Below are 17,765 nucleotides of genomic sequence, written 5' to 3' on the forward strand. Positions count from 1 at the left end.
CCACCGGTTCAATCCATCATCAGCGCGCGAGCAGTGCCCTGGAAGGCTCCCCGGCGAGCGCCTGGTGCTGCGGCGCCTCCACGGGTGCGTGGTGGGCGGCGTGGAGCATGGCGTCGGCCAGGCGGAACTGCTGCACCACCTGCGACAGGCGCGCGGCCTGTTCGCGCATGGACTCGGCCGCCGCCGCGGACTCCTCCACCAGCGCCGCGTTCTGCTGCGTCATGCGGTCGATCTCACCCACCGACTGGTTCACCTGGCCGATGCCGGCCGACTGCTCCGACGCCGCCGCCGTGATCTCGCCGATGATGTCCCCCACGCGCTGCACGCTGGCCACGATTTCCTTCATGGCCGTGCCCGCATCCTCCACGTGGCGCACGCCCCCGTCCACGGCCGTCACGCTGCTGTGGATCAGGCCCTTGATGTCGCTGGCCGCCGCCGCCGAGCGCTGGGCCAGGCTGCGCACCTCGCTGGCCACCACGGCAAAGCCCCGCCCCTGCTCACCGGCGCGCGCGGCTTCCACGGCGGCGTTCAGCGCGAGGATGTTGGTCTGGAAGGCGATGGAATCGATCAGGCCGATGATGTCGCCGATCTTGCGGCTGGAGGCCGAAATCTCCTGCATGCTGGAGACGGCCTGCTGCACCACCGAGCCGCCGCGCGTCGCGGTGCTGGAGGCCGATGCCGCCAGCTGGTTGGCCATCTGCGACGACGACGCGGTCTGCTGCACCGTCGAGGTGAGCTGCGAGAGCGAAGCCACCGCTTCCTGGGCATTGCTCGCCGTCTGCTCCGTGCGTTGCGAGAGGTCCTGGTTGCCCATGGCGATCTCCTGGCTGGCCGTGGCGATGTTGCCGCTGGCGTCCCGCACCTGCGCCACGAGCGCGCCCAGGCCCTGCTGCATGTCGCGCAGCGCGCGCTGCAGGTCGGCCACTTCGTCCTTGCCTTCGGCGGCAATGTTCTGGGACAGGTCACCCCCGGCAATGGCCTGCGCCATGCGGCGCGCCTCTTCAAGCGGGTGGCAGATCGAGTTCATGTTCATCAGCGTGGTGGGCACCACCACCACCACGGTGATCACCACGGCCAGGACGAAGAGCCACTTGGTCTCGCTGGACACCCGGCCCTGCTGTTCGACCGACTGGGCCACTTCGGCCCGCAGCACGGTATCGAGCTCTCCCACCAGCTTGTCGGCCTGGTCGAACTCGGCCACGGCCTTGCCGCTCATGCGGTTGGCAATCGTGGCGGTGTCGTAGCCGCTGGCTTCCAGCTGCCGGGCCACATGGGCAAACAGCTCGCGGTAGCTGTCCAGCCTGGCGATGATGTTGCGCACCACCACGTTGTCCGCGTCGTCCTCGCCCTCCAGGAACTTCGCGGCGATCTTCTTGGCCTTGTCCTGGCTGGCCAGCCACTTGTCGTGCGCGGCCTTCACGGCTTCCGGCTTTTCGTAGCCAATGATCATGTCCTTCTCGTACTGGCGGACGGAGCCCATCTCGCCGCGCAGCTCCGCCATGTAGCCCACCTTGGCGAAGGAGTTGTCCATGAAGTTCTGGCTCATGTCATGGATGCGGAACATGCCCAGCATGCCCGCGCCGCCCAGCAGGCCCAGCAGGCCCAGCACCACCGCGATGGCCCCCAGCATGCGCATTCGGATGGTGAACTGCCGCATGAACGAGAAGAGATTCATGATGTGTCGTCCTTTTATGGGTATGGAGGGGCCGCGCCTGCATTCGAAGCCGCCGGCCTGCAACAAAGCGTTGCAGTTTGCCAGACATCGATGACCGCACTGTACGTATTTATCACATGCGCCAGCGCTTCAGTAAGAGGGCATTCGCCATCACGCTGACCGAGCTCAAGGCCATGGCCGCCCCAGCCACCACGGGGCTCAGGTAGCCCATCGCCGCCAGAGGAATCCCGGCCACGTTGTACGCGAACGCCCAGAACAGGTTCTGGCGGATCTTCATCACCGTGCGGTGGGAGATGTCGAGCGCCGCGGCCACCAGCATCGGGTCGCCCCGCATCAGCGTGATGCCCGCCGCATGCATGGCCACGTCCGTGCCGTTGCCCATGGCCATGCCCACATCGGCCGCCGCCAGCGCCGGGGCGTCGTTCACGCCGTCGCCCACCATCGCGACAATACGGCCCCCGCGCCCCGCCGCTGCGCCGGGTCGCTGCCCTCCGGGAGGGACTTCTTCGCTACCCCGTTGCAACGCAGCCACCCTGGCGGCCTTGTCACCCGGCAATACCTCGGCCATCACCTCACCCGCGTCGGGGTCCAGCCCCAGGCGCCGGGCCATGGCCTCGGCCGCTCCCCGGTTGTCGCCCGAGATCATCACGGTGCGGATGCCACGCGCCTTCAGCGCCGCCAGCGCCGCGCGCGCGCCGGGCTTGGGCTCGTCGCCAAAGGCCATCAAGGCACGCAAGACATAGCGTGCGCCGCTCGCCCCTTCGGTCGCACGCTGGGCCACGGCCGACACGGTGGCGCCCTCGTCCTGCAGCGCCCGGGCGCGCGCCGCCAGGGGGCCCATCTCCACGCCCAGCTCCTGCATCCAGCGCAGGCTGCCCACCAGGTAGCGCTGCCCGGCCACATCGCCCTCGGTGCCGCGACCGGGCACGGCGCGCACATCCTGCGCCGCCGCCACGCGGACCTGCCGCTCGCCCGCGGCCGCCACCACGGCGCGTGCAAGCGGGTGTTCGCTGCCGCTTTGCACCGCCACCACCGCGGCCATCACGGCCGCGTCGTCCAGGCCGGGCACCACCTCGAACGCCGTCAGCCGGGGCTGGCCCACGGTCAGCGTGCCCGTCTTGTCGAAGGCCACCGTGTCCACCTTGTGGGCCAGCTCCAGCGCCTGCGCGTCCTTGATCAAAATGCCGTTCCTGGCCGCCCCCCCCGTGCCCGCCATGATGGCCGCCGGCGTGGCCAGGCCCAGCGCACAGGGGCAGGCGATCACCATCACGGCCACGGCGTGGATCAGCGCGGCCTCGATGCCCACGCCCATCCACAGCCAGCCCAGCAGCGTGGCCAGGGCCACCACCAGCACCACGGGCACGAACACGGCCGACACCTGGTCCACCAGCCGCTGGATGGGCGCCTTGGCCGCCTGGGCGTCTTCCACCAGCCGGATGATCTGGGACAGCACCGTCTCGGCCCCCACCGCGGTCACGGCCATCACGATGCGGCCGTCGCCGTTGATCGAGCCCCCCGTCAGCGCCGCGCCCACATCACGCGCCACCGGCAGGGGCTCGCCGGTCAGCATGGATTCGTCCACCTGCGTGTGGCCCTCGTGCACCGTGCCATCCACCGGGATGCGCTCGCCCGGCCGCACCACCAGCTGGTCGCCCACCAGCACCTCGGCCACGGGAACGTCCACCTCGCCCTCCCTGCCCAGGAGGTGCACCAGGTCCGGCCGCAGGGCATGCAGCGCGCGGATGGCGGCCGTGGTCTGGCGCTTGGCGCGCGCCTCCAGCCACTTGCCCAGCAGCACCAGCGTGACCACCACGGCAGAGGCTTCGAAGTAGAGGTGCGGCGCATGGCCTTCATGGGCCGTGAGCCACAGCCACACCGACAGGCCCCAGCCCGCGCTGGTGCCCAGGGCCACCAGCAGGTCCATGTTGCCCGCCAGGGCCTTCACCGCATGCCAGCCCGCCTTGTAGAAGCGCGCGCCCAGGACGAACTGCACCGGCGTGGCCAGCGCGAACTGCACCCAGGCCGGGAGCATCCAGTGCAGGCCGAACAGCTCCCCCAGCATGGGCAGCACCAGCGGGGCCGACAGCAGCAGGCCGATGCCCACCGGCAGAAAGCCCGCCCAGGGCGACAGATCCTCGGGCGCCTCGGCCGGCCCCGCGGCGCGCGGCTCATAGCCCGCATTGCGCACGGCGCGGCGCAGCAGCGCCTCCATGGCCTCGGCGTCGGCGGTGGCCGCGCCCGGTGCCCAGGCCACGCGGGCCGACTCGGTGGCGAGGTTCACGGTGGCATCCTGCACGCCGGGCACCTTGCGCAGCGCCCGCTCCACGCGCGCCACGCAGCTGGCACAGGTCATGCCGCCGATGCCCAGATCCAGGGGCGGGAAAGCCATGGGCGTGGCGGAAGGACCGGCGGGAGAGGGAAGGTGTTGTATGGCCATGGGGAGCACGGTACACCTTGACATGATGGCAAGGTCAAGCACCTCGGCAGGCCCCGGCCCGGCACGCTGCCGATCACCCGCCGCCGACAGCCCACACGGCGCCTTGTCCGATACGCAGCCCCACGGGCTGGTGATCGAATGGCCGCATGACGACACGCCCCACGCCCCACGCTCCTCCCCCCGCCGCTGCCGCGGCTGCGGCGCCGCAGCCGCGCACTGGCCAGGCCCCCGCGCCCCTGGACCGCGCGGCCTTCCGCGAGCGGTTCCTGCAGGACTTCCAGGACCCGCGCTTCGCCACCGAGGCGGCCGACGCCATCGACCGCATCGAGGCCATCGCCTGGCGCAACTACGACGAGGGCCGCAAGGCGCCGCGCACCCGCAAGGCCGGCCCGGGCCATGCCGACCCCGGCTACGAACTCTCGCTGGACTGGCTGGACGCCAAGGCCAGGATCGACGCCGCGCGCACCCGCTGGGCCGACCCGGCCTCGCCGCCGCGCGCCCTGCTCGTGTGCGGCTCGGCCCGCAACGATGGCACCTGCCCCGGCGAAATCTCCAAGAGCTGGCGCCTGCTGCACACGGCGCGCGAGGCCCTGGCGGACGCCGGGGTCGAGGTGGACACGCTGGACCTGAGCCGCGTCACCTCGGACTACGGGCGCCACATCCACCCCTGCAAGGGCTGTGTCTCCACCGCCATGCCGCTGTGCCACTTTCCGTGCAGCTGCTACCCCAACCACGCCATGCGCCAGACCGGCGACTGGATGAACGAGATCTACGAGCGCTGGACCGCCGCGCACGGCGTGATGATCCTCACCCCCGTGTACTGGTACCAGGCACCGAGCCCCCTCAAGCTCATGATCGACCGCCTGGTGTGCGCCGACGGCGGCAACCCCGACCCCACCAGCACCCACGGCAAGAAGGCCGCCGAAGCCAAGGCGCTGGAACTGGCGGGCTGGGACTACCCCAAGCATCTGGCCGGGCGCGCCTATGCGCTGGCGGTGCATGGCGACGTGGCGGGCATCGAGTCCACGCGGCGCGGCCTGTCGGACTGGCTGGACTGGATGGGCCTCATCGACGCCGGCCCCGCCGCGCGGCTGGACCGCTACATCGGCTACTACGAAAGCTACGCCGACAGCCATGCCGCGCTGGACCGGGACACCGCCGTGCAGGACGAGGTGCGCGGCGCCGCCCAGGCGCTGGCCGTGGCCATCACCGCGCTGCGCGCCGGCCGCCTGGTGCAGCCCGACGCAGGCGTGCGCAGGCCACGGCCCAAATAGTTGGAATCAAAACGGCTGCTACCGCTTGATGGAAAAGCGCTAACAGCTATACTTTTAATAGCATTCATCTACCTTGTCCGCAGGCAGCCGCCGCACGGACCGCAGGGTTGCTCCCCCGCCTCTTGACCCTGACATGGTGTGAAGGTTTACGCTGGCGTCCTGAAACCTTTCCGATACCCGTCGGACCACCTTCCAGGACATCCAGGAGCCACCATGACCACGAACGAATCCACTTCTCCCGCCACCACGCAACTCTTCAACGTGCAGGGCATGACCTGCGGCCACTGCGAGCGCGCAGTCACGCAGGCCGTGCAGTCCGCCGACCCCGACGCCACCGTGCGCATCGACCGCAGCACCGGCCGCGTGGAAGTCGGCAACACCAGTGCACCCCGGGCCGCCATCGCTGCCGCCATTGCCGAAGAAGGCTACACGGTCGCGCCATGAGCGCCACCCTGCCCCGCGCCCAGGGCCGGGCCAGCGGCCGGCCCCTGACCATTGGCGAAGCCGCGCGCAGCGCCGGCATCTCGGCCCGCATGGTGCGCCACTACGAGTCCCTGGGCCTGCTGGCCGCCGTGGCCCGCACCGACAGCGGCTACCGGCAGTACACCGAGGCGGACGTGCACACGCTGCACTTCATCCGCCGCAGCCGCGACCTGGGCTTCTCGATGGAGGAGATCGCCGAGCTGCTCGCCCTGTGGCACGACCGCAGCCGCGCCAGCAGCCAGGTCAAGCGCATCGCCCAGGCGCACATCGACGACCTGAGCGAGCGCATTGCCTCGATGCAGGCCATGCAACGCAGCCTGCAGACGCTGGTGTCGTGTTGCAAGGGGAACGAGCGGCCGGATTGTCCGATCCTGGATGACCTGGCGGGTGCGGCGGGCGGTTAACTCCACTATTGATAGCTACTCGCGCTTGTCGGGCAAGCGCTGGAGGCCAAAAACAGCACAAACCAGCCCAGACAAGCAGTGCTTGACCATGGCAGACTCGCCGCTTTACTTCCTTTGGCTGCGCGCGCTACTCCATGCTTACCGGTGAATTGAGAAACAAGGTCGATCAGGTCTGGAACGCGTTCTGGTCCGGCGGCATCGCCAACCCCATCGAAGTCATCGAGCAGATCACCTACCTGCTCTTCTTGCGCGCGCTCGACAGCGACCAGACCCGCGAAGACAACAAGGCCCTGCGCCTCAAGACAGCGCCGGTGCGCATCATCCCCGAGGGGTTCGACCCCAACGGCAGGCCTTTGGAAAACATGCGCTGGTCGCGCTTCAAGAACATGGCGCCCGCCGACATGTTCGACGTGCTCAGCAACCAGGTCTTTCCCTTTCTGCGCGGCCTGCAGATGTCGGGTGGCCCTGCGGCTGAAACTGCCTTTGCGCACCACATGCGCGATGCGCGTTTCACCATACCCACACCCGGTCTTCTGGCCAAGGTGGTGGACCTGCTCGACACCATCCCCCTGGACGACCGCGACACCAAGGGCGACCTGTACGAGTACATGCTCGGCAAGATCGCATCCGCCGGGCAGAACGGCCAGTTCCGCACCCCGCGCCACATCATCGATTTGATGGTGGCCCTGACAGCCCCCACGCCCCAGGACACCATCTGCGACCCCGCATCGGGCACCTGCGGATTTTTAGTGGCCGCAGGCGAATACCTGCGCCGCACCTACCCCGACATGCTGCGCGTACCCGCCCAGAACAAGCACTTCCACAGCGGCATGTTCCACGGGTACGACTTCGACAACACCATGCTGCGCATCGGCAGCATGAACATGGTGCTGCACGGCGTGGAACACCCCGCCATCGAATACCGCGACTCCCTCGCCGAAGGCGCGGCAGGCGATGCCGAGGCCTACAGCCTCATCCTGGCCAACCCGCCCTTTGCCGGTAGTCTGGACTACGAAAACACCGCCAAAGACCTGCTGCAAACCGTCAAGACCAAGAAGACCGAACTGCTCTTCATGGCACTGTTCCTGCGTCTGCTCAAGACAGGCGGCCGCGCCGCTGTCATCGTGCCCGACGGCGTGCTCTTTGGCAGCAGCAAGGCCCACAAGGAACTGCGCCGCAAGCTGGTGGAAGAGCAAAAGCTCGACGCCGTCATCAGCCTGCCCGGCGGCGTGTTCAAGCCCTACGCGGGCGTCAGCACCGCCATCCTGCTCTTCACCAAAACCATGAGCGGCGGCACCGACAATGTGTGGTTCTACGACATGCAGGCCGACGGCTGGAGCCTGGACGACAAACGCCAGCCCCTGCTGGATGCAAGCCTTCTGGGCCTGCAGCGCTTTGTGGACGGGCGCAGTCAGCTATCAGAAGCAGAGCACGCCAAAAACAACCTGCCTGACGTGCTGCAGCGCTGGCGCTCTCTCCAAACCGTTCGGGCTGAGCCTGTCGAAGCCGGGGCGCAATCCCACCTCTCCCCTGAACTCACCCGCCCCCGCACCGCCCAAAGCTTTTGCGTGCCCAAGGCCGACATCGAGGCCAATGGGTATGACCTGAGCATCAACCGCTACAAGGAAGTGGTGCATGCACAGGTGCAGCACCGGGCGCCGGGGGAGATCTTGGCGGAGCTACGGGCGTTGGAAGGCGAAATTGCGCGGGGGATGGGGGTGTTGGAGGGGATGTTGAAGTGAGTGCGAAATTCCCAACCGCCAAGCTGACAGACATTGCCGAGCTAAACCCCACGCTGGGCAAAAAGTTGCCAGCGGAAGAACTAGTTTCTTTTGTGCCAATGGCGTCACTGAGCGCCGAATCTGCCAAGGTAGAAACGACACAAGATCGGCCCTACGCAGAAGTAGCCAAAGGCTTCACGCCGTTTCTCGATGGCGATGTATTGGTGGCAAAGATCACCCCTTGCTTTGAAAACGGAAAAATTGCCCAAGCCCGCTTACCGCGTCCACATGGCTTCGGCTCCACAGAGTTCCACGTCGTTCGGGCACGCCATGGGATCGCAGAGTCGCGGTATCTGCACCATTACCTGCGGCTCGAAGAAGTGCGTGCAAATGGTCAGCGCCGCATGACAGGCAGCGGCGGGCAAAGACGGGTTCCTGCAAGTTTTCTCGCTGATCAGGCGATCCCCCTCCCCCCGCTGGAAGAACAACGCCGAATCGCCGCCATCCTCGACCAAGCCGAAACCCTCCGAACCCAACGCCGCACCGCCCTGGCCCTGCTCGACAGCCTCACCCAGTCCCTCTTTCTCGATATGTTTGGGGACCCACTGGACAACACCAAGCGCTGGGAGTGGAGCTGCATGTCGGAGCTTTTCGAGACGCCTCCAATTTTTGGAACGATGATCCCTGGCGAAGCAGAGAAAGGCTCATGGCTATGTCTTCGAGTCGCCAACATTCAAGACTGGCAGTTGACGCTTGAAGATAAAAAATACGTTGATTTGCCCGGATCAGCCGTTGAACGGCACAGCGTCCAAGCGGGAGATCTGCTCATGGCGCGGGCAATCGCTAGTCAAGAACATCTTGGTAAATGCGTAGTAGCTCAACCGGGAGACGAGTTGTGGGCTTTTGACTCTCACCTTATGCGCTTGAGGTTCCGGGCTGACAAAGCGTTACCTGAGTTCATTCGGCAAATGCTCAGAACACCGGGGGGCCGCAGTATCTTTCTGAAAGCTTCTCGGAAATCATCAGTGCAATACAACATCAACACGAAGGAAATTTCTGCCTTGGAGGTGCCAGTTCCCCCCCTACCCCTCCAAAAAACCTTCGCCACCCGCATCGCCTCCATCGAAGCCCTCAAAGCCACCCACCGCCGCGCCCTGGCCGCGCTGGATGCGCTGTTTGCCTCGCTGCAGCAGCGGGCCTTCAGTGGCGAGTTGACTCCGACTGCCCCACGCGCTCCAGCCCAAAGCCTTGAGCAATTGCAGCAACTGGAAGCGTCCATCGGCCTGGAAGCATTGATCTTCATTGCCAAGCGCATGCCCGATGGCGATCTCTACAACTCCCTCAAGGCGATCTACTTTGCGGACAGGCACCATCTGGAACACCATGGGCGCCAGATTTACAACGAGACCTATTGCGCACTACCCCATGGCCCGGTCCCTCAGTCGGCTTACGACGCCACGCGGGTGCTCATTGGCGAACGAATGTTCAGCGACTTTGACGACGACGCCATGCGTGCCGCCCTGCGCCGCAATGACAAGAAACTCACGGCCCTGCGTGATGCCGATTTCAGCAAGCTCAGCCGGTCGATGGTGGAGAGCCTGGAATGGGCCGTCCGTTACTGCAGCGACATGAAGTTCGGGCAGACCAAGACGGCATCGCACGACAGCGCCTACGAGCGCACACCCAAGAACGAGGCGATCCCGCTGCAATACATCATCGATACGTTGCCGCCTGAGGCCCGTCAGCGCCACTGGAATCTCTAAGCTCCACAGTCCAGCCCACGCCATGCCCACCTCCGTCGCCCAGCTTCAACAATGGCTGCTTGAACCCGAAGGCCAGCGCCTGGAGTTCAAGGAGGCCAAGCAGCGCTACGACTTTGAAAAACTGCTCAAGTACTGCGTGGCCCTGGCCAACGAGGGCGGTGGCACCATGCTGCTGGGTGTTACGGACATGCGGCCCCGGCGCATTGTGGGCACACAGGCTTTCGACGAGCCGGGCCGCACCGAGGCGGGCCTGCACACGCGGCTGGGGCACCGTATTCCGGTAGAAGAGCTGTTGCTGCCCGAAGGGCGCGTGGTGATCATTCACGTTCCGCCACGCCTGCCGGGCACAGCATGGGAGATCGATGGCCGTTACTTCAAGCGCGCAGGTGACGACCTGGCAGCCCTCAGCGGCCAGGAGTTAAGGGACATGTTTGCCGAGACAGGCCCCGATTTTTCAGCCCAGCCTTGCCCCGGTGCCTCGCTGGCTGACTTGGAGCCCGAGTCCATCGCCCTGTTCCGCGAACGCTGGGCCAAAAAGAGTGGCGACGCGCGCAGGTACGAGCTGAGCGACCTGCAAACGCTGCGCGATGCCGAGCTGCTGGTAGAGGGCGATCAGGTGAGCTATGCGGCACTCATCCTGTTTGGCACGCGCGCGGGCCTCACGCGGTGGCTGGCGCAGGCCGAGCTGGTGTTCGAGTACCGCTCGTCCGAAGCCGCTGGCCCGGCGGCCGACCGCGAGGAATACCGCGCAGGCTTCTTTGCCTGGCAAGACGCGCTGTGGAAAAAGATCAACCTGCGCAACGACCGGCAGAGCTACCAGGACGATTTCTTCCGCATGGACCTGCCCACGTTTGACGAGGTGCCCGTGCGCGAGGCCTTACTGAACGCGGTGGCCCACCGCGACTACCGCCTGGGCGGTTCCATCTTTGTGCGCCAATTTGCCAAGCGGCTGGAGGTGGTGAGCCCCGGCGGCCTGCCTCCCGGCATCACGCCCGAGAACATCATTGACCAGCAATACCCCCGCAACCGCCGCCTGGCCGAGGCGCTAGGGCGCTGCGGGCTGATCGAACGTTCCGGCCAGGGCCTGAACCTGATGATGGAAAGCGCCGTGCGCCAGGGCAAGCCCCTGCCCAGCTTTGCAGGCACCGCCGCGCACGAGGTGCGGCTGACGCTGGAGGGCGGCGTGCGCAACCCAGCGTTTGTGAGGTTCATGGAGCGGCTGGGGGACGAGACGCTGCGCAGTTTTTCGACGCTGGACTATCTGGCGCTGGAATGCCTGGAGCAGGGCAAACCGCTCAGCCCCACACTGAAAGAGCGCTTGCCCAGCCTGATGGCGGTGGGTGCCGTTGAGTCCATGGGCAGAGGCCGAGGCACCCGCTACATGCTCTCAGAAGCCCTGTATGCATCCTTGGGTGCTAAAGGCACCTACACCCGCCAACGCGGCCTGGATCGCGACACGAACAAGGCGCTGCTGCTGAAGCATGTGATGAAACAGGGGGAACAGGGTGCCCCTGTGTCGGAGCTGCAGCAGGTGCTCCCCACACACTCAGCGAGCGCATTGCGGGGCCTTCTGCTGGAATTGCGAGCGGAGAACAAACTGGCGCTGAAAGGCGAGCGCCGTTGGGCCCGCTGGTATGCAATAGCGCATAAAAGTCTTTAGCAGACTGCTATAGACTAGAAAATATTGTTCAAAAACAAAGACTTATATAAGCTGCTTAAAGCAATTTTCTCTATAAGAGCTTTAAATAGCGGGTCCAACCCACCGCCCCAATGGGCTGGGTACCAGTGACCGGATGACAAAGAGGGAGTCCCCGTGAGCAGCGCCCCATCGAACTTCGCCTTCCTGCAACCCGATTGGCCCGATCTGCTGGCCGAAGCTCGCCGTGCCGAGGCTGCTGCTCATGCCGACCCGCGCACCGCCTGCTTTTACGCCCGCCGCATGCTGGAGCTGGCAGTGGCCTGGTTGTATCAGGCCGAAGGCGGCCGGGGTGGCAGCCTGCGCATGCCGTACAAGGCGGATTTGTCGGCTTTCCTGTTCGAGCCCAGTTTTCAGCAACTGTTGGGGCCGACGGTGCACACCAAGATGGATGTGATTCGCCGCTTGGGCAACCAGGCCGTGCACCACGCCCGCCCGGTGCCGCCGCAAGATGCGCTCAATGCATTGCGCGAGCTGTTTCATGTGGCGTTCTGGCTGGCGCAGCACTATGCGCGCCGCGTGGGTGACCGGCCTGCGGCGGGCCTGCAGTTTCGCGCAGAACTGCTGCCCCGCCCCGCCACCGCCAACATCGCCGCTGAACAGGCTGCCAGCCGCGCAGCCCAGGCTGCGGCACAAGAGGCACTGGCCAAGCAGGCCCTGGCCTTGGCCGAACGCGATGCAGCCCTGCGCGAAGCCGCCGCCCACAATGCCGAACTGGACGCGGAACTGGCCCGCTACCGCGCGGAGATCGCCGCCGCCAAGGCCGCCAACGCCGCGCAGCCCGCCACAGCGCACGACTACAACGAGGCCGCCACGCGCGACCTGTTCATCGACCTGCTGCTGAAGGAGGCCGGCTGGGCACTGGACCAGCCACGCGACCGCGAGTTTGAAGTGCAGGGTATGCCCAACGGCGAAGGCAAAGGCTTTGTCGACTACGTGCTGTGGAGCGGCGAAGTGCCGCTGGCCATTGTGGAAGCCAAGCGCACCCGCCGCAGTCCCAACGAAGGTCAACAACAGGCCCGCCTGTATGCCGATTGCCTGGCAAAGCAGTACGGCCACCGCCCCGTGATCTATGGGACCAATGGCTACGAGCACTGGATGTGGGACGACCTGGCCAGCCCATCACGCCCAGTGCAAGGCTTTCACACCAAGGACGAACTGGAGCTGATGGCCCAGCGCCGCACCACGCGCAAGCCGCTGGCCGACTTGCCTATTGCGGCGGGCATTGTGGAGCGCCATTACCAGCAGCGTGCTATTCGCCGCATTGCAGAAACGTTTGAGCGCGACCAGCACCGCAAGGCATTGGTGGTGATGGCCACCGGTGCGGGCAAGACCCGCACGGTGATCGCACTGGTGGACCTGTTGATGCGTGCCAATTGGGCCAAGCGCGTGCTGTTCCTGGCGGACCGCGTGGCGCTGGTCAACCAGGCCGTGAACGCCTTCAAGGCCCACCTGCCCGACGCAGCCCCCGTAAACCTGGTGACCGACCGCGCCACAGAGGGGCGGGTCTACATGTCGACCTACCCCACGATGATGGGGCTCATCAACGAAGGCGCCAATGCAGGCGCGGGCGGCAAGCGCCGCTTCGGCGTGGGCCACTTCGATCTGATCGTGGTGGACGAGGCGCACCGCTCCATCTACCAGAAGTACCGCGCCATCTTCAGCTACTTCGATGCGCTGCTGGTGGGCCTGACGGCCACGCCCAAGGATGAGATCGACCGCAACACGTACAGCCTTTTCGGCCTGGAAAGCGGCGTGCCCACCGATGCCTACGGGCTGGACGATGCCATTGCCGAGGGCTATCTGGCCCCGCCACGGGCAGTGTCGGTCCCGCTGAAGTTCCAGCGCCAAGGTATCCGGTACGACGAGCTGAGCGACGACGAGAAAGAGCAGTGGGATGCGCTGGAATGGGATGAAGAAGGCGGCGACGCACCCGATGAAGTGAGCGCCGAAGCGGTCAACAAATGGCTGTTCAACACCGACACGGTGGACAAGATGCTCGGCTTGCTGATGGACAAAGGCCACAAGGTGGCCGGCGGCGACCGCCTGGGCAAGACCATCATCTTTGCCAAGAACCAGAAGCACTCAGAATTTATCCAGCAGCGCTTTGATCTGAGCTATCCGGAATACCGGGGCCAATTCGCTCGCATCATCACTTTCAAGACCGAATACGCCCAGTCTCTCATCGACGACTTCTCGCAAAAAGACCGCAAGCCGCACATCGCCATCTCGGTGGACATGCTGGACACAGGGATCGATGTGCCCGAGGTGGTGAACCTCGTGTTTTTCAAGATCGTGCGCTCCAAGGCCAAGTTCTGGCAGATGGTGGGGCGTGGCACGCGGCTGTGCAAAGAGCTGTATGGCCCGGGGCAGGACAAGAAGGACTTCTTCATTTTTGACTTCTGCCAGAACCTTGAATTCTTCAGCCAGGACCTGGAAGGCAGCGAAGGTGCCGTGGCACAGCCGCTATCGCAGCGGCTGTTCAATGCACGCCTGGAGCTGATCGGCCTGCTGGACCAGCGCCAGCAGTTGAGCGGCGTGGCCGAAGAGGCGCAGCAGTCCTTCGTGCTGACCGAACCCGTCATCCGCCACGACACCGCCGCGCTGTTGCACAGCATGGTGGCGGGCATGTCGCTCAACAACTTCGTGGTGCGTCCCCAGCGCCGCTGGGTGGAAACCTGGGCTCAGCCGGATGCGTGGAAGCGGCCCACGACCGAGCAGTTGGCCGAGGTGGCCACACACCTGTCCGGCCTGCCCACGGCTGTGCGCGATGACGACGAGGATGCCAAGCGCTTTGATGCCCTGCTGCTGAACACGCAACTGGCGCTACTGCGCAGCGAACCTTCGTTGCCCCGCCTGCAATCCAAGGTGCAGCAACTGGCCGACAGCCTGCTGGAACTGGCCAATGTACCCAGCGTGCGCGAGCATCTGCTGCTGATCGAAGCCATTGCGGGTGATGAGTGGTGGCTGGACGTGACCTTGCCCATGCTCGAGCAGGCGCGGCGCAAGCTGCGAAGCCTCATCAAGCTGATTGAAAAAAGTGGCCGCAATGTGGTCTATACGGACTTCGAGGACGACATTGGCGAGACGACCGAAGTGGCCTTGCCATTGGTCGCGAGCGCAGTGGACTACGAACGTTTCCGCGCCAAGGCCAAAGTCTTCCTGCGCGCGCATGAAGACCGGCTGGCACTGCACAAGCTGCGCCGCAACCAGCCCCTGACCGCTGCCGATTTACAGGAGTTGGAAGCCCTGCTGCACGAGGCGGGCGGTACCGACAGTGACATCCAGCGCGCCGTTGCGCTGCACACCAGCCTGCAGGTGTTTGTGCGTTCCTTGGTCGGCCTGGACAGGGAGGCAGCCATGGCCGCATTTGCCAACCTGATTGCGGAAGGTACTGCCAGTGCCAGTCAACTGCAGTTCGTGGAAGAGATCGTGCAGCACCTGACGGAGCATGGCGCCATGCCCGCGTCACGGTTGTATGAGTCGCCGTTCACCGATATTCACGCCCAGGGGCCCGATGGTGTATTTGACACAGGCAAAGTGGAGCAACTGTTCCAAGCGCTGCATGGGCTGGAACTGCAGCAAGCAGCTGCCTGATCGTCTCACCTCCTGAATTTGACCTAGTTGAAACGCAAAAAGCGTATCAGTCGGCCTTGCGTACGATTTTCACCGCAACCTTTTTTGCAGGTGCTGCATTGCGCTTACGTGCGGACTTGGCTAGTGCGGGCTTCGCCGGCAAGGCAGAAGCTAACGCCGTGCTCTCCGCGCGGCGCAGCACCCCCTGGCACAGCGTTTCGATGCACTGCCCCGCCACCTGCTCGGCCGTGTACTCGCCGCCGGGCTGGTACCAGCGCCCGATCCAGCTGAGCGCGCCCGCGATCACGAAGGCCGTCATCTTCGGGTCGCAAGGCTGCAGCGATCCTTCCTCCACCCCCTCGGCCACGAGGCGGCGGAATTCCTGGTCGATGGCGGACTTCAGGCGGCGCAGCTCCTTGCGGCTCTCCGGCGGCAGTTGCTCGTCGCCCACGCGGATCAGGCACTTGCCGAAGTCCATGGTGACGATGCGCGCATACACCTGCATGCAGGTCATGAGCTGGTCGATGGCCTTGCCCCCGGCCGCGCGCGAGGCATCGATGCCCTCGAGCATCATTTCGAGGCCCTTGCTCACGCACTGCAGCAGGATCTCGTCCTTGTTCTTCACGTAGTAGTACAGCGTGGGCTTGGTCACGTTCAGCCGCGCGGCGATGTCGTCGAGCGAGGTGGCATGAAACCCGCGTTCGTTGAACAGCTGCGCGGCCGCCTGCAGCACGGCATTGCGCTTGGCCTCGCGCTGCTGTTCGCGGTGGGACGCGGGCGCCCAGGGAGACGCAGGCGGGCGGTCGGCACTGCGGGGGGGCGACACGGTGGGGCTGGGCATGGCGGGCTGGTTCCTCGGGAAAGTACGGATGCTGGTTTGGCGCGGGGCCTTCCAGAATCTACTCACGAGTAAACAGTTTACGCACAAGTAGGAAATTTCTGCAGGCCCGCAGGAATTTTCTGGTCAGCACAAACCCGCATTAGAAAGCCAATGGAGACACACCCACCCGGCATTCCCCCCGCCAGCGCGCCGCCCCTGCTGCAGGTCGACGGTGTCACGCTGGCCTTCGGCGGGGTCAAGGCGCTCACCGGCGTGGGCTTTGGCGTGCAGGCCGGCTCCATCACCGCCGTCATCGGCCCCAACGGCGCGGGCAAGACCTCGCTGTTCAACACCATCTCGGGCTTCTACCGCCCGGGCAGCGGCGCCATCCGCTTCAAGGGCCAGGACATCACGCGGGTGCCGGCGCCGCAGCGCGCCCGGCTGGGCCTGGGGCGCAGCTTCCAGAACATCGCGCTGTTTCGCGGCATGACGGTGCTCGACAACATCAAGCTCGGGCGGCATGCGCACCTCAAGACCAATGTGCTCGACGCGCTGCTCTACGTGGGCCGCGCGCGCCGCGAAGAGGCCGCCCTGCGTGCCGACATCGAGGAGCGCATCATCGACTTCCTGGAGATCGACCACATCCGCCATGCGCCCGTCTCGGCCCTGCCCTACGGCCTGCAAAAGCGCGTGGAGATGGCCCGCGCCCTGGCCATGCAGCCGGAGGTGCTGATGCTCGACGAGCCCGTGGCCGGCATGAACCGCGAGGAGACCGAGGACATGGCGCGCTTCATCCTCGACGTGCGCGCCGAATGGGGCGTGACGGTGCTCATGGTCGAGCACGACATGGGCATGGTGATGGACCTGTCGGACCACGTGGTGGTGCTCAACTTCGGCCAGGTCATCGCCCAGGGCACGCCGGGGGAGGTGCAGGCCAACCCCGAGGTGATCCGCGCCTACCTGGGCTCGGGCGACGTGGGCGACCTGCGGGCCCGCCTGCATGCCGGTGCTGCGACGCCACTGCAGGGGGTTGCATGATGGATTGGGCCTACCTCTTCGAAATCAGCCTCACCGGCATTGCCGGCGGTGGCCTCTATGCGCTCGCGGCGCTGGCCTTCGTCATGGTCTACAAGGCCACGCGCGTGGTGAACATCGCCATCGGCGAGCTGCTCATGGTCGGCGCCTACCTCTTCTTCACCTTCGCCGCCACCTTCGCGCTGCCGCTGTGGCTGGCCATTCCGGCGGCGGTACTCGGCTCGGGCCTCTTGGGCGCGGTGATCGAGCGCACCATGATCCGCCCGCTGCTGGGCGAGCCGCCGATCTCCGTCTTCATGGTCACCGTGGGCCTGGCCTCGGTGCTCGTGGGCCTGGTGGAAATGATCTGGACGGCCGACCAGCGCCGCCTGCCCGAGTTCATGCCCACCAAGCCCATCATGATCGGTGAGGCCTTTCTCGCACCCAAGGTGTTCTGGGGCGCGGTGATCGCCGTGGCCTTCATCGCCGCGGTGCTGCTGGTGTTCCGCTTCTGGCGCGGCGGCGTGGCCCTGCGCGCCACGGCCAGCGACCAGGCCGCCGCCTACTCGGTGGGCATCAACGTGCCGCGCGTGTTCTCGCTGGCCTGGGTGGTCTCGGCCATGATCGCCGCGGTCTCCGGGATCATCGTCGGCTCCATCGGCGGCATCTCGTCGAGCATGGGCGTGTTCGGCCTGTCGGTGCTGGTGGTGGTCATCGTGGGCGGGCTCGACAGCGTGCTCGGCGCGCTCCTGGGCGGCCTGCTCATCGGCCTGGTCGAAGCATTGGCGGGCGCCTACCTGGGCGGCGAATACAAGCTGCTGGCCACCTTCATCGTGCTCGTGGCCGTGCTGCTGGTGCGGCCGTACGGCCTGTTCGGCACGCACGAAATAGAACGTCTGTAA

General features: G+C 65.8%; 12 protein-coding genes. 9 read left to right on the forward strand and 3 right to left on the reverse strand.

The annotated features are described in order from the left end of the window. Positions 1 to 19: 19 nt before the first annotated feature. Entirely contained in the window at positions 20 to 1,675 is a 1,656-nt protein-coding gene (locus AC07PV_RS10610; RefSeq protein ID WP_218296405.1) for a methyl-accepting chemotaxis protein, read from the reverse strand. 112 nt (positions 1,676 to 1,787) lie between these two features. Beyond that, positions 1,788 to 4,064 (reverse strand): heavy metal translocating P-type ATPase, encoded by a 2,277-nt coding sequence (locus AC07PV_RS10615; RefSeq protein WP_494630249.1) that lies wholly within the window; start codon positions 4,062 to 4,064, stop codon positions 1,788 to 1,790. Between the two features lie 194 nt (positions 4,065 to 4,258). Here AC07PV_RS10615 and AC07PV_RS10620 point away from each other — a divergent pair, with 194 nt between their 5' ends. From AC07PV_RS10620 to AC07PV_RS10650, 7 genes are all read left to right on the forward strand, one after another. Continuing rightward, positions 4,259 to 5,386, forward strand: coding sequence for a flavodoxin family protein (locus tag AC07PV_RS10620; RefSeq protein WP_494630183.1), 1,128 nt, complete (start codon positions 4,259 to 4,261; stop codon positions 5,384 to 5,386). A 213-nt stretch (positions 5,387 to 5,599) separates the two neighbouring features. Further along, positions 5,600 to 5,830 (forward strand): heavy-metal-associated domain-containing protein, encoded by a 231-nt coding sequence (locus AC07PV_RS10625; protein ID WP_494630185.1) that lies wholly within the window; start codon positions 5,600 to 5,602, stop codon positions 5,828 to 5,830. Further along, positions 5,827 to 6,273, forward strand: a complete 447-nt coding sequence (gene cueR, locus AC07PV_RS10630; protein ID WP_494630186.1) for a Cu(I)-responsive transcriptional regulator — start codon at positions 5,827 to 5,829, stop codon at positions 6,271 to 6,273. The genes AC07PV_RS10625 and cueR overlap by 4 nt, the downstream gene beginning before the upstream one ends. A gap of 134 nt (positions 6,274 to 6,407) precedes the next feature. Then, entirely contained in the window at positions 6,408 to 8,015 is a 1,608-nt protein-coding gene (locus AC07PV_RS10635) for a type I restriction-modification system subunit M (protein ID WP_494630187.1), read from the forward strand. After that, positions 8,012 to 9,757: a restriction endonuclease subunit S gene (locus AC07PV_RS10640; RefSeq protein ID WP_494630188.1), complete on the forward strand. Its 1,746-nt coding sequence runs from the start codon at positions 8,012 to 8,014 to the stop codon at positions 9,755 to 9,757. Before AC07PV_RS10635 ends, AC07PV_RS10640 begins: the two co-directional genes overlap by 4 nt. Before the next feature lie 22 nt (positions 9,758 to 9,779). Continuing rightward, the gene (locus tag AC07PV_RS10645) at positions 9,780 to 11,417 is read left to right on the forward strand and encodes an RNA/DNA-binding domain-containing protein (protein ID WP_494630190.1); all 1,638 of its coding nucleotides are present in this window, start codon (positions 9,780 to 9,782) and stop codon (positions 11,415 to 11,417) included. Positions 11,418 to 11,570: 153 nt separating this feature from the next. Continuing rightward, complete coding sequence (locus tag AC07PV_RS10650; RefSeq protein WP_494630191.1) at positions 11,571 to 15,050, forward strand: DEAD/DEAH box helicase family protein; 3,480 nt, start codon at positions 11,571 to 11,573, stop codon at positions 15,048 to 15,050. A 46-nt stretch (positions 15,051 to 15,096) separates the two neighbouring features. Here the strand turns inward: AC07PV_RS10650 and AC07PV_RS10655 are convergent, their stop codons facing one another. Beyond that, entirely contained in the window at positions 15,097 to 15,870 is a 774-nt protein-coding gene (locus AC07PV_RS10655; protein WP_494597729.1) for a TetR/AcrR family transcriptional regulator, read from the reverse strand. Positions 15,871 to 16,020: 150 nt separating this feature from the next. On the opposite strand from AC07PV_RS10655, the gene AC07PV_RS10660 reads away from it, so the two are divergent. Both AC07PV_RS10660 and AC07PV_RS10665 read left to right on the forward strand, forming a co-directional pair. Further along, positions 16,021 to 16,887 (forward strand): ABC transporter ATP-binding protein, encoded by an 867-nt coding sequence (locus tag AC07PV_RS10660; protein ID WP_369640958.1) that lies wholly within the window; start codon positions 16,021 to 16,023, stop codon positions 16,885 to 16,887. Further along, positions 16,884 to 17,765 carry a branched-chain amino acid ABC transporter permease gene (locus AC07PV_RS10665; RefSeq protein WP_494630192.1) on the forward strand — a complete coding sequence of 294 codons (882 nt, stop codon included), beginning with the start codon at positions 16,884 to 16,886 and terminating at the stop codon, positions 17,763 to 17,765. The genes AC07PV_RS10660 and AC07PV_RS10665 overlap by 4 nt, the downstream gene beginning before the upstream one ends.

Source organism: Acidovorax sp. GW821-FHT09A11, from assembly GCF_059418365.1.